Below are 12493 nucleotides of genomic sequence, written 5' to 3'. Positions count from 1 at the left end.
GACACGGGTCCGTGCGTCAGGGGAGAATCCCCTGAGTCGGCCCTGATTGTCTGTGAAACGGCTCTCGGTCTACCCCTCGGACTGCCGGGGGTCGTGGACCGAGCGGCTCTCGGCGAGCGCGCGCAGGGCGCGGGCGTCCTCGATGGCCCGCTGCTTGGCGATGCCCGGCTGGATGCCGAGGGCGGGCAGGCTGGTGCCGTCGCTGAGGTCGAGGAACACCCAGGGGTCGCCGGGGCGCAGGTTGACCTGCAGGATCTCCGGCCACGCGAGGCGCCGCCGGGTGACGATGTTCACGACGGTGACGCCGTTCTCGTCGGCGCTGACGCGGGGCCGGGCGAGCAGGACCAGGACGGCGCAGAGCAGCGCCCCGGTGAGGACGAAGCTGAGGCGCTCCCCCGGGCTGAGCTGCTCCAGCAGCAGCGCGACGGTCGTGATCACCACGAGGATCGCGACGCCGGCGGTGAGCAGCACGGCCCGGGTGCGGGACGGCCGGAAGGTGACGGGGAGGTCGGGCAGATCCGCCATGGGTGTGGTCCGTCCCCCGGTCAGAGCCGGCAGGCGTGGATGGCGGTGGTCAGGATGGCCCGGGCACCGAGCTCGTACAGGTCGTCCATGATCCGCTGGGCCTCCTTGGCGGGGACCATGGCGCGGACGGCGACCCAGCCCTCGTTGTGCAGCGGGGAGATGGTCGGCGACTCCAGGCCCGGGGTGAGGGCGACGGCCCGCTCCAGGTGCTCGGCGCGGCAGTCGTAGTCCATCATCACGTAGGTCCGGGCGACCAGGACGCCCTGGAGGCGGCGCAGGAACTGCTGGACCTTCGGTTCCGCGCTCTCGTCCACGTCACCGCCCACCCGGCGGACGACGACGGCCTCCGACTTCATGATGGGGTCGCCGAAGACCTCCAGGCCGGCGTTGCGCAGGGAGGTGCCGGTCTCGACGACGTCCGCGATGACCTCGGCGACGCCGAGCTCGATGGCGGTCTCGACGGCCCCGTCCAGGTGGACGACGGAGGCGTCGACGCCCTTGTCCGCGAGGTACTTGTCGACGATGCCCTCGTACGAGGTGGCGACGGTCATGCCGGCCAGGTCCTCGACCGAGGTGGCCGTGCCCGGCTTGGTGGCGAAGCGGAAGGTGGAACGGGCGAAGCCGAGCGGGAGGATCTCCTCCGCGTTGGCCCCGGAATCGATGAGCAGGTCGCGGCCGGTGATGCCGATGTCGAGCCGGCCGGAGGAGACGTAGATGGCGATGTCGCGGGGGCGGAGGTAGAAGAACTCGACCTCGTTCACCGGGTCGACGATCCGCAGCTCCTTGGACTCCCGGCGCTGCTGGTAGCCGGCCTCATGCAGCATCTCCCCCGCGGGGCCTGACAGGGAACCCTTGTTGGGGACGGCGATGCGCAGCATGAGGTCGGCTTCCTTTGTTCGTTGGTACGCGGGGTGCGGGAGCGGGGGTACGGCTCAGAGGTGGGCGTAGACGTCGTCGAGGGTGATGCCGCGGGCGACCATCATCACCTGGACGTGGTACAGCAGCTGCGAGATCTCCTCGGCTGCCGCCTCCTTGCCCTCGTACTCGGCGGCCATCCACACTTCGGCGGCCTCTTCGACGACCTTCTTGCCGATGGCATGGACCCCCTTCCCGACCAGTTCGGCGGTGCGGGAAGTGGCGGGGTCGCCGCTGGCGGCCTTGTGCTGGAGCTCGGTGAAGAGCTCCTCGAAAGTCTTCTTGGACATGGTGCTGCCTACCCTACGCGCAAGCGCCCGTGCCTCAGCGCCAGGGTTCGGATACCGAGCGCAGTGTGGCAGCGGTCGCGACGGCGGCGGTCACGGCCTCGTGCCCCTTGTCCTCGCGGGAGCCCTCGATGCCTGCGCGGTCGAGCGCCTGCTCCTCGGTGTCGCAGGTCAGCACGCCGAAGCCGACGGGGACTCCGGTGTCGATGGAGACCTGGGTCAGCCCCTGGGTGACGCCCTGGCACACGTACTCGAAGTGCGGGGTGCCGCCGCGGATGACGACTCCGAGGGCGACGATCGCGTCGTACCCGCGGCCCGCGAGGACCTTCGCGACGACCGGGAGCTCGAAGCTGCCGGGGACCCGGAGCAGGGTCGGCTCGTCGATACCCAGCTCGTGCAGGGCGCGCAGGGCGCCGTCCACGAGGCCGTCCATCACCTTTTCGTGCCACTGTGCCGCGATGACCGCGACCCGCAGGTCGCCGCAGTTGCGTACGGACAGTTCAGGTGCACCCTTGCCGCTCACGTCTCTCCTCAGCGTTCTTCTGTTGCTGTTACTGGTTGCCGCAGGCCGACACGGCGGTCGTGTCGAGCCAGGGCAGGTCGTGCCCCATCCGGTCCCGCTTGGTGCGCAGGTAGTGGAGGTTGTGCTCGCCCGCCTGTACGGGCATCGGCTCCCGGCGGGTGACGTCGAGCCCGTGCCGGACCAGTGCCTCGGTCTTCTCCGGGTTGTTCGTCATCAGGCGCAGGCTGCGGACGCCCAGGTCCTGGAGGATCTGCGCGCCGGCACCGTAGTCCCGGGCGTCGGCGGGCAGGCCCAGTTCGAGGTTGGCGTCCAGGGTGTCCCGGCCGCGCTCCTGGAGTTCGTAGGCGCGCAGCTTGGACAGCAGTCCGATGCCGCGCCCCTCGTGCCCGCGCAGGTAGACGACGACTCCGCGGCCCTCGGCCTGGATGTTGCGCAGGGACGCCTCCAGCTGGGGCCCGCAGTCGCAGCGCAGGGAGTGGAAGACGTCGCCGGTGAGGCACTCGGAGTGGATGCGGACGAGGACGTCCTCGCCCTCGCCGATCTCGCCGTGGACGAGGGCGACGTGCTCGACGCCGTCCACGGTGGAGCGGTAGCCGTAGGCCGTGAACTCGCCGAAGGCGGTGGGCAGCAGGACCTCGGCCTCGCGGCGCACGGTCGGCTCGGCGGTACGGCGGTAGGCGATCAGGTCCTCGATCGAGATGATCGTCAGGCCGTGCTTGCGGGCGAAGGGGATCAGCTCGGGCAGCCGCAGCATGTGGCCGTCCTCGCCGGCGATCTCGACGATCGCGCCCGCGGGGCGCAGTCCGGCGAGGCGGGCGAGGTCGACGGCGGCCTCGGTGTGGCCGTTGCGGACCAGGACGCCGCCGGGCTTGGCACGCAGCGGGAAGATGTGGCCGGGGCGCACGAAATCGCCCGCCTGCGAGCGGCCGTCCGCGAGCAGTTGCAGGGTGGTGGCGCGGTCGGCCGCGGAGATGCCGGTGGTCACGCCGTGCGCGCCGCTCGCGTCGACGGAGACCGTGAAGGCCGTCTTCATCGACTCGGTGTTGTGGTCGACCATCTGCGGGAGCTGGAGGCGGTCCAGTTCGTCGCCCTCCATGGGCGCGCAGATCAGGCCGCGGCACTCGCTCATCATGAAGGCGATGATCTCGGGCGTCGCCTTCTCGGCCGCGATGACGAGGTCGCCCTCGTTCTCGCGGTCCTCGTCGTCGACGACCACGACCGGGCGGCCGGCCGCGATGTCGGCGATGGCCCGCTCGACGGGGTCGAGCGCGAAGTCCTCGATGTTGTCGGTGCTGTACCAGACGGGCGCCGTGGTCATGCCGGGGCTCCTTCCAGGGAGGGCCGCGAGCTCCGGCGGGAGCGCAGCCACCAGTCGCGCATGCCCCACAGGACGAGCGCGCCGTAGACGACGTAGACGAAACCGGAGAAGGCGAAGCCGTTGGCGAAGTTGAGCGGGACGCCCACCAGGTCGACCAGCAGCCAGGCGAACCAGAACTCGACCATGCCCCGCGCCTGGGCGTACATGGCGATGATGGTGCCGACGAAGATGTACGCGTCCGGCCAGGGATCCCACGACAGCGTCGGATAGGCGGTGAACAGGCCCCCGACGGCCAGGGTTCCGACGGCGGCGCCGCCCAGCAGGCAGGCGCGTTCGCGCCAGGTGGCGAAGCGTACGGCGATGGAGCCGTCCTGCGCCTGTCCCCGGCCGCGGTTCCACTGCCACCAGCCCCAGAGGGCGACGACCATGACCACGAGCTGCTTTCCGGCGCTGCCGGAGAGGTGGGCGGTGGCGAAGGCGGCGAGCAGGATGACGCCGGACAGGAACTGGGCGGGCCAGGTCCATATCGAGCGGCGCCAGCCGAGCGCGAGGGCGATCAGACCGATCGTGTTGCCGATCATGTCGGACCACTTGATGTGCTGGCCGAAGAGGGTGAAGGCCTCGGAGTTGAGCCAGTTCACGAGGCCGCCCCCGGGGTGCCGGGCAGCCCGGCCGGCTGCTCCGCCCGCGCGCCGAGCAGCCGCTCGACGTACTTGGCGATGACGTCGACCTCGAGGTTGACCGGGTCGCCGGCCTGCTTGAGGCCGAGCGTGGTCAGCGCGAGGGTGGTGGGGATGAGGCTGACGGTGAAGAAGTCGGGGCCCGCTTCGACCACGGTGAGGCTGATGCCGTCGACCGTGATGGAGCCCTTCTCGACCACGTAGCGGGAGAGGTCCGCGGGGAGGGAGATCCTGACGATCTCCCAGTGCTCGGACGGCTTGCGCTCCAGGACCGCGCCGGTTCCGTCGACGTGTCCCTGCACGATGTGCCCGCCGAGACGCGCACCCACCGAGGTGGGGCGTTCGAGGTTGACGCGGGAGCCGACGGACAGGGCGCCGAGGCTGGAGCGGTCGAGGGTCTCGGCCATGACGTCGGCGGTGAACTCGTCGCCCTCGTGGTCCACGACCGTCAGACAGACGCCGTTGACCGCGATGGAGTCGCCGTGTCGGGCGTCCTGGGTGACTACGGGTCCGCGGAGCCTGAAGCGGGAGGCGTCGCCGAGATTCTCGACGGCGGTGATCTCGCCCAGCTCTTCGACGATTCCGGTGAACACTTCCCGGGTCCTCCCTGCCTCATGGGGCACGGACTCCGGGGCCTGTCGATGAGGACAGAATCAACGGACGACGCATCAGGGGCGACGCCGGACGGAAGCCTGTTCCGCGAGGAACGGACCTTCTACGACGGCGTGCATGATGCCCGCCCGCCGCGCACTGCCTCCCATCCGGACTTTCACCGTCGGTCCAGGAATTTCACCTGGTCAACCGGCCACTGGATGCGGCCGGGTCGCGGACTGTAACCGCCGGTTCGGAATTACACCGACCCCGGAGTGCGCTGCTTCTGGTACAGGGCCAGTGTGCCACGCCTGATCGGCACCCATGCGGGTGACGGCCTGTGGGCTGGCTCACAGACGGCCGCCATGGACTTCTGCGCGGGACTGGGCGGGGCCAACTCCCCTGCCTGCGAAGCCGCTTCCCATTGGTCCATACCTATTGACGCTTTGGTCTAGTCCTCTTTAGGGTCGGCGATCACGACCTCGCGATGCCCGTCCCCCGAGCGGCCCGGCGGCGGTGACGGAGGCCCTTGCCCCGCCGCCGGGTCTCACCACGCCCCTCCCGGACATCGCCCCGAGGGGGCGAGTTCCCCCGGCGTGCCGGCACCCTCCCGGCTCAGCCGGTGCGGGAGCGCGGGGACGGGGTGAAGAGGTCGTCCTGGGCGCCGTCGCGGGCCGTCAGCAGCGCGCCGCGCAGCACGGCGCCGCCCCCGAGCGCGCTCGCCCTGACCTCGGTCGGCAGCGGCGACATCCGCACGAGCCGCCGCGCGACCCGTGCGGCGAGCGCGTCCCCGCCCGCCTGCCCGGTCTCGCCGCCGAGGACCACGCAGCCGGGGTCCAGCACGGCGATCACGGACGCGGCACCGATGGCGATCCGGTCGGCGAGGCCGTCGAGGAACCCGGCGCACGCCGCGTCGTCGGGGGCTGCCGCCGCCCGCCGCACCAGCGCCGCCGCGTACGGCTCGTGCGGCGCCGCGTCCGCCGTGAGCCCGTGCCCGGCCGCGAGGGCCGCGATGGCCGCGGACCCCGCCAGCGAGTGGAAGCCGCCCTCGCAGTCCGTCGCGGAGGGGAGGGTCGTGGTGCCCGGGACCGGAAGGAAACCGATCTCGCCGGTGCCGCCGGAGGCGCCGCGGCGCAAGGCGCCGTCCAGCACGACGGCCGCTCCCGTGCCGTGGCCGAGCCAGAGCAGGACGAAGGTCTCGCGGTCGCGGGCCGCGCCGTCGCGCTGCTCGGCCAGGGCGGCGAGGTTGGTCTCGTTCTCCACCAGGACCCGGGCCGGCAGGCGTTCCTGCAGGGCGGCGACCAGCCGCCGGTGCCACGCGGGCAGCCCGGAGGAGTCGCGCAGTTCACCGGTGGCCGGGTCGATCAGACCGGGCGCGCCGATGCCGACGGTGTGCAGCCGCTCCGCGCCCGCCTCCTTGGCCGTCCGCTCGACGAGGGCGGCGGCCTGCTCGACGGCGGCCCCCGTCCCCGCGTCCCCGGCGATCGGCACCGACGCTCGCCCGAGTTCGGCACCGAGCAGGTCGGCCACCACGACCGTGACGCCTTCGGTGCGCACGTCGAGCGCCGCCAGGTGGGCCCGGTCGGCGACGATCCCGTACACCCGCGCGTTCGGGCCGCGCCGCTGCTCCCCCGACTCCCCCACGACCGCGATCAGTCCGGCGGCGCCGAGGCGCTCGACGAGGTCCGCGACGGTGGGCCGGGACAGCCCCGTGAGCTGCTTCAACCGGCCGGCCGTCAGGGGGCCCTCCTGCTGGAGGAGGCGGAGGGCGAGCCGGTCGTTGATGGCCCGGGCGGTGCTCGGAGATGCGGGCATGCCGGGATCCTTCCAGATCGGGAGGGCACACGGCGCCGGGCCACCGGTCCCTGGATCGACTATTTATCAGGCAGGCTTCCTGATAGTTTACGGCGACAGTGCGGGAGGGCGTCCGGGAGGGGCTGCGGCAGCATGGGTGAAGTGGTCTACGACAAGCGCGAGTTGAAGCGGGCGCGATACGCCGTGGCCGCCGTGTTCGCGGTGCACGGCGCCGTCACCGGTTCCTTCGCGACCCGGGTGCCGTGGATCCAGGACCATGCGTCGCTGGGTGCCGGACACCTCGGCATCGCGCTCGCGTTCCCGGCGATCGGCGCGTCCCTCGCGATGCCGCTCGCGGGCCGGATCACCCACACCTTCGGCGCCCGTACGGCGCTGCGCGGCCTGATCGCTTTGTGGACGCTCTCGCTGATCCTGCCCGCCCTCGCCCCGAACCTGCTCACGCTGTGCCTGGCCCTCTTCACCTACGGCGCCACGGCCGGCATGGCGGACGTCGCCATGAACGCGCTCGGCGTCGAGGTCGAGAACCGGCTGGACCAGTCGATCATGTCCGGGCTGCACGGCATGTGGAGCGCCGGAGCCCTGATCGGTTCGGCCGCCGGCACCCTCGCCGCCCACCTCGGCTCGGACGCGCGCCTGCATCACGCGCTGGCGTCGGCGGTGCTGACCGTGCTCGGACTTATCGCCTGCCGGTGGGTGCTCGACCTGAAGCCGACGGAGGACGAGGAGCCGCCGCCGCGCTTCGCGCTGCCGCCGAAGTCGGCGCTGCTCATCGGCGCGGTCGGGTTCTGCGCGGTGTTCGCCGAGGGCGCGAGCCTGGACTGGTCGGCGGTCTATCTGCGGGACCAGCTGGACACCTCGGCGGGACTCGCGGCGGCGTCCACCACCGGGTTCACCCTGACCATGGCGGTCGCCCGGCTCGCGGGCGACCGCGTCGTGGACCGCTTCGGCGCCGTGCGCACCGTGCGGGTCGGTGGCGTCCTCGCCACCCTCGGCGGCCTGCTGGTGGTGTTCGCCGGCCACCCGGCCGCGGCGATGGCCGGGTTCGCCCTGATGGGCCTGGGCATCGCGGTCGTCGTGCCGCTGGCGTTCGCGGCGGCGGGGCGCAGCGGACCCAACCCCAGCCTGGCCATCGCGGGCGTCGCCACCATCACGTACACCTCGGGGCTGGTGGCGCCGAGCGCGATCGGCACCCTGGCCCAGGCGACCAGCCTGATGGTGTCGTTCGGGCTGGTCACGGTGCTCGCCTGCGGGCTGGCCGTGTTCGCGGGCGTGCTGCGCGCCGGCGACCGCGACCGCCCTGCTCCGGTCAGTCCCCCGAGCGCAGCAGTTCCCGGCCCACGGCCCTGAACCGCTCGCTCCACGGCGCCGGGCGCAGTGTTCCGGCGTCGAGCCGGACGAGGACCCGGCTGCCGTGCGCGTAGGTCGTCGCGCCGTCCGCCGAGCAGAACCGGAAGCCGTAGGTCAGTCCGGTGGTGCCGAGCCGTTCGAGCCAGAGGTGGACGGCGTAGGCGCCGGGCCGGTTCACCGGGGCGTCGTACGTGATCCGCAGTTCCTTGACGGCGTTGCAGAAGTCGCCCGCCGCCTCCCAGTCGCCCTCGAACCCGAAGCCGCGCTCGTGCCACAGGGCGGTCCAGGCGCGCTCGACCATCACCGGGTAGCGGGCGTTGTGGAGCAGTCCGAGCGCGTCGAGGTCGTCGAAGTGGACGGTGACGGGGACGAGCCGGCCGTCGGTGGGGACGGAAACGGCGGGTGGTGCTGCGACGGTCACGGGCGGGGCTCCTGAGGGTGCCGGACGGGACGGTGGGGTCACCCCATACTAAGCAACCGCTCAGGAGCCCCCGGCGAGGAGGTGCAGGTCAGCCCGTTATCGAGTCCAGTTGCTCGGCGGCGGGACGCAGGGCCCAGAGGTCTCCGCCGGGCGGCGTCTCCAGCTTCGGCACGGCCGCCCGGGCGGCCCGGTCCCCCGCGTCCGCGGCGGCGTGCACGACGTCGCTCGCGGCGAAGCGGTGGAACTCCTGCTCCGGATACGGCCACGGCTCGGCACCGGTCGCGGCGGGCAGCAGGAAGTCGACCGCCTCGAACAGGCTCTGCCCGTCCGGCCCTTGGTGGGCCCAGAGGTCCACGCCGACGTGCCGCCCGACGGCGGCGAGCCGGGTGTGGGCGACCAGGTCGAAGGTGGAGTAGTGCCAGCTGCGCGTGCGGGCCAGCTCCTGCGGCTGGCTGCCGTCGGCGGCGATCTGCGGGTCGATGCGTACGGACCGCGCGTCCAGGACGGTGCGCCGCGCGAGGTCCGTGTCACCGGTCGCGGCCGCCAGACCGGCGAGCAGCAGGTCGTAGAAGGTGCCGTGGTTGTTCTTCGCGGCACGCTCCTCCGTGCCGAAGGCGCTGTCGGCCAGCCAGTCGCGGAAGCCGGTGTTCCAGGCGCGCATCGCGGCGCGGTCGCCCTTCGACCAGCCGGGGGCGCCGGCGTCCAGGATCGCGATCGCGTCGAGGACAGCGGTGTACGACTGCGAGAAGTCGATGATGCCGATGGCCCGGCCGTCGTACTTGCAGGGGATGAACTGGCCGTGGTCCAGGTCGGGATTCATCCGGGTGTCCGGGTCCAGGAACCACGTCCGCAGCACCGAGGCGGCCTTCTCGGCGTACCGCGGCCGACCGGTGTAGTACCAGGCCAGCGACAGGTCGTACGCCGAGTCGAAGACCTTCTCCACGTCCTGGCGGTCGGTGCCGGTGTCGACCTCGGGATTGCGCAGGCCGTCGCGCTGGACATACGGACAGCCCCAAGGGTTCTCCGCCGTCCTGGGCTGGGAGGGCCACCAGTACGGGGCCTGGCTCAGGTAGTCGTGCGGGTCGCCGCCGGGTGCGGGACGCGGCTTGTCGACGACGGTCCAGGGGCCCTGGTCCAGCCAGGCGTCGGCGCGGGCCGTCAGGTCGTGGAGCGCCCGCCGGAGCCGGGGGTCCCCGCGGTCGAGACGGACCTTGGCCTGCTGGAGCCGGGTGCCGTCGAGGACGACGGTCCTCGGAACCCGGGGCGCGGCGTGCGCGGTGGCGGCGGGGACGGCACCGGCCGCGAGGGCGACCACGGCCGCCAGGACCACGGCCGCCAGGACCACGGCCAGGCGCGAGCGTGCACTCATCTCGAACACTCCGATCAAGAATATGAACGCAGTTCATGAGTGGGACCGTGTGAGCGTAGGGCCGTCGAACAGCCGTGACAATGGTCCGGACCGATTCACGGACGAAGAAAGCGAAGCCTCACATGGATCTCGGCGTGCGCTGGAAGCTGCACGGTGACGGGCGCACACCCGCACCCGGAGCGGTGGTCCGCCCCGACGAACGGCTGTCGTGGCCCCGCACGGTCGGGCTCGGCGCCCAGCACGTGGTGGCGATGTTCGGAGCGTCCTTCGTGGCACCCGTGCTGATGGGTCTCGACCCGAACCTGGCGATCATGATGTCGGGTGTCGCGACGGTCCTCTTCCTGCTCGCGACCCGCGGCCGGGTGCCCAGCTATCTCGGCTGCTCCCTGTCCTTCGTGGGCGTCGCCGCGGTCATCCGCGCGCAGGGCGGCACCAGCGCCACGGTGACGGGCGCGGTGTTCGTGGTCGGCGTCGCCCTGTTCCTGGTCGGACTGGCGGTGCAGCGGTTCGGGGCACGGATCATCCACGCGGCCATGCCGCCGATCGTCACCGGTGCGGTCGTCATGCTGATCGGCTTCAACCTGGCGCCCGTGACCGCGACCACCTACTGGCCGCAGGACCAGTGGACGGCGCTGCTGGTCATGCTGATCACGGGTCTGGCCGTGGTCTGCCTGCGCGGATTCTGGTCCCGGGTGGCGATCTTCCTCGGCCTGGTCTTCGGCTACGCGATCTCGTGGGTCTTCGACCGGGCCTTCGGCCGGATCCACTCGGTGGACGCGAGCGGCAAGGTCACCGACCACTGGCGTCTGGACCTCTCCGGCGTCGGCACGGCCGACTGGATCGGCGTGCCGTCCTTCCACGGCCCGAGCTTCCAGTGGTCGGCGATCCTGGTGGCCCTGCCGGTGGTGATCGCGCTGGTCGCCGAGAACGCGGGCCACGTGAAGGCGGTCGGCGAGATGACCGGCGACCCGCTGGACGACAGGCTGGGCACCGCGATCTCCGCCGACGGCGTCGCCTCGATGCTCTCCACAGCGGTCGGCGGCCCGCCCAACACCACCTACTCCGAGAACATCGGCGTGATGGCCGCGACCCGCGTCTACTCGACGGCCGCCTACTGGGCCGCCGCCGGGTTCGCCCTCCTCTTCGGCCTGTGCCCGAAGTTCGGCGCGATCGTCGCCGCGATCCCGGGCGGCGTGCTCGGCGGCATCACGGTCATCCTGTACGGCATGATCGGCCTGCTCGGCGCCCAGATCTGGCTCAACGCGGGCGTGGACCTGCGCAACCCGCTGAACCTGGTGCCGGCCGCCGCGGGCATCATCATCGGCGTCGGCAACGTCACCATGACGTTCACCGACACCTTCTCCCTGAGCGGCATCGCGCTCGGCACGGTCGTCGTGATCACCGGCTACCACGCCCTGCGCGCCATGGCACCCGCCCACGTCAGGACGCAGGAGCCGCTGCTCGACTCCGGCACCTCCTCGTACGACGACGAGGACGCGGCCCCGTCCCGCAAAGACGCCTGAGAACCGTCAGCGCGCCGACTCGTAGGCCTACGCGGCCGAGAAGGTCCCCGGCGTGCCCCGGCAGCCGTCGGACTCGCCCGGCGGCTCGCCCCGCGGACAGGCGTCGATCCGCGCCTCTCCGGTGCACAGGGTCGGCGCCTGTCCGGTCCGCCGGTCCGCAGGGTCGCACCACTCGCCGCCGGCCGGGGCGCCGTTGCCGTTCCTGCTGGTGTCGGTCACGGCCGCCGGCCCGGCGCACCCGGGCCCGGCGGCCCGCCGAGCGCGGCCGGCACCCCGGCGGGCGTACGCGGTCTCCGCGCTCGTGCGGTGGAAGGTGGACCCACGTCGGTGAAGACGCCGTCGGAGGGCCTGACACCTGCTCCCCACTCCCCCGGGTGGGCACCGTTCCCCCGTTCTGGGGAAGCGTCCGGCCCGGCGGCAGTGCGGCCGGCCCGGGACTGGCACCCTGCCCCCATGGCGCAGTTGGAACAGTTCACCGGGCCCGTCGACGCGGTCGTCCTCCGCATGCGCGCCCTCGACGCGGACCTGCCCGAGCGTGACGGGGTGGCCGTCTTCAACCGCGTCTACCTCGCCGTGACCGAAGAGGTCGCCCGGCGCCTGGCCGTCGGACACTTCCCCGACGCCGAGGCCGCGACCACTCTGGACGTCCGGTTCGCGCAGCGCTACCTCGCGGTGGCCGAGGAGGCGCACCGGCCCGCCTGCTGGCGGCCGCTGTTCCAGTTCCGGCGCCATCCAGGCGTACGCCCGCTGCAGTTCGCCCTCGCGGGGATCAACGCACACATCGGGCACGATCTGGCGCTCGCCGTGGTGGACACCTGTCGTACGCTCGACTGCGAACCGGCCGATCTGGAGGACGAGTTCGAGCGGGTGGGCGATCTCCTCGTCGCGCTGGAGGAGCGCATCCGCGAAGAGCTGATGCCGGGCCCCGACCTGCTCCAGATCGCCGATCCGCTCACCCATCTGCTCGGCTCCTGGAGCCTGGAGCGGGCCCGCGACGCCACGTGGTCGGCGGCCCGGGCGCTGTGGGCCCTGCGCGGACTCCCGGAACTGGCCGAGGAGTTCGGGCGGCGGCTCGACGCGGCGGTGGGCCTGACCGGCCGCATGCTGCTCACGCCGCTGCCGTACTGATCCGGCCACTCCCTCCGGGCCCGGCGCAACTCCCCCACCACCGCTGTACGT

14 protein-coding genes and 1 riboswitch are annotated in these 12493 nt (G+C 72.3%); of the genes, 3 read left to right on the top strand and 11 right to left on the bottom strand.

Annotated elements, in window-relative coordinates:
- Positions 1–69: 69 nt before the first annotated feature.
- The 8 genes from ACZ4NT_RS09280 to ACZ4NT_RS09245 form a co-directional block, all read right to left on the bottom strand.
- Entirely contained in the window at positions 70–525 is a 456-nt protein-coding gene (locus tag ACZ4NT_RS09280) for a PH domain-containing protein (RefSeq protein WP_121404459.1), read from the bottom strand.
- A 20-nt stretch (positions 526–545) separates the two neighbouring features.
- Entirely contained in the window at positions 546–1403 is an 858-nt protein-coding gene (gene hisG, locus ACZ4NT_RS09275; RefSeq protein ID WP_121404458.1) for an ATP phosphoribosyltransferase, read from the bottom strand.
- A gap of 54 nt (positions 1404–1457) precedes the next feature.
- The gene (locus ACZ4NT_RS09270) at positions 1458–1730 is read right to left on the bottom strand and encodes a phosphoribosyl-ATP diphosphatase (RefSeq protein WP_121404457.1); all 273 of its coding nucleotides are present in this window, start codon (positions 1728–1730) and stop codon (positions 1458–1460) included.
- Positions 1731–1764: 34 nt separating this feature from the next.
- The gene (gene ribH, locus ACZ4NT_RS09265; RefSeq protein WP_121404456.1) at positions 1765–2250 is read right to left on the bottom strand and encodes a 6,7-dimethyl-8-ribityllumazine synthase; all 486 of its coding nucleotides are present in this window, start codon (positions 2248–2250) and stop codon (positions 1765–1767) included.
- Positions 2251–2278: 28 nt separating this feature from the next.
- Positions 2279–3568, bottom strand: a complete 1290-nt coding sequence (locus ACZ4NT_RS09260) for a bifunctional 3,4-dihydroxy-2-butanone-4-phosphate synthase/GTP cyclohydrolase II (protein WP_121404455.1) — start codon at positions 3566–3568, stop codon at positions 2279–2281.
- Positions 3565–4209, bottom strand: a complete 645-nt coding sequence (locus ACZ4NT_RS09255) for a nicotinamide mononucleotide transporter family protein (RefSeq protein WP_121404454.1) — start codon at positions 4207–4209, stop codon at positions 3565–3567. Before ACZ4NT_RS09255 ends, ACZ4NT_RS09260 begins: the two co-directional genes overlap by 4 nt.
- Positions 4206–4841 (bottom strand): riboflavin synthase, encoded by a 636-nt coding sequence (locus tag ACZ4NT_RS09250; RefSeq protein WP_121404453.1) that lies wholly within the window; start codon positions 4839–4841, stop codon positions 4206–4208. Before ACZ4NT_RS09250 ends, ACZ4NT_RS09255 begins: the two co-directional genes overlap by 4 nt.
- Before the next feature lie 150 nt (positions 4842–4991).
- Positions 4992–5122, bottom strand: a riboswitch (FMN riboswitch).
- 332 nt (positions 5123–5454) lie between these two features.
- Complete coding sequence (locus tag ACZ4NT_RS09245; RefSeq protein WP_467724449.1) at positions 5455–6654, bottom strand: ROK family transcriptional regulator; 1200 nt, start codon at positions 6652–6654, stop codon at positions 5455–5457.
- A 132-nt stretch (positions 6655–6786) separates the two neighbouring features.
- On the opposite strand from ACZ4NT_RS09245, the gene ACZ4NT_RS09240 reads away from it, so the two are divergent.
- The gene (locus ACZ4NT_RS09240) at positions 6787–8001 is read left to right on the top strand and encodes an MFS transporter (protein WP_121404451.1); all 1215 of its coding nucleotides are present in this window, start codon (positions 6787–6789) and stop codon (positions 7999–8001) included.
- On the opposite strand, the gene ACZ4NT_RS09235 is transcribed toward ACZ4NT_RS09240, so the two are convergent.
- A complete protein-coding gene (locus ACZ4NT_RS09235; RefSeq protein ID WP_467724447.1) occupies positions 7961–8422 on the bottom strand; it encodes an acyl-CoA thioesterase in 462 nt (153 codons plus the stop codon). The two genes, ACZ4NT_RS09240 and ACZ4NT_RS09235, sit on opposite strands and share 41 nt — an antisense overlap.
- Before the next feature lie 88 nt (positions 8423–8510).
- Complete coding sequence (locus ACZ4NT_RS09230; RefSeq protein WP_467724445.1) at positions 8511–9791, bottom strand: alginate lyase family protein; 1281 nt, start codon at positions 9789–9791, stop codon at positions 8511–8513.
- Positions 9792–9913: 122 nt separating this feature from the next.
- On the opposite strand from ACZ4NT_RS09230, the gene ACZ4NT_RS09225 reads away from it, so the two are divergent.
- Positions 9914–11314 (top strand): uracil-xanthine permease family protein, encoded by a 1401-nt coding sequence (locus ACZ4NT_RS09225; protein ID WP_467724443.1) that lies wholly within the window; start codon positions 9914–9916, stop codon positions 11312–11314.
- A gap of 27 nt (positions 11315–11341) precedes the next feature.
- On the opposite strand, the gene ACZ4NT_RS09220 is transcribed toward ACZ4NT_RS09225, so the two are convergent.
- Positions 11342–11533 carry a glycoside hydrolase family 6 protein gene (locus tag ACZ4NT_RS09220; protein WP_467724441.1) on the bottom strand — a complete coding sequence of 64 codons (192 nt, stop codon included), beginning with the start codon at positions 11531–11533 and terminating at the stop codon, positions 11342–11344.
- 234 nt (positions 11534–11767) lie between these two features.
- On the opposite strand from ACZ4NT_RS09220, the gene ACZ4NT_RS09215 reads away from it, so the two are divergent.
- Positions 11768–12442 (top strand): DUF5995 family protein, encoded by a 675-nt coding sequence (locus ACZ4NT_RS09215; RefSeq protein WP_467724440.1) that lies wholly within the window; start codon positions 11768–11770, stop codon positions 12440–12442.
- Positions 12443–12493: the final 51 nt, after the last annotated feature.

The organism is Streptomyces sp. NPDC026417, assembly GCF_055567695.1.
Note: the sequence above shows the minus strand (reverse complement) of the source record. Positions and strands in the feature narration are given on the sequence as shown.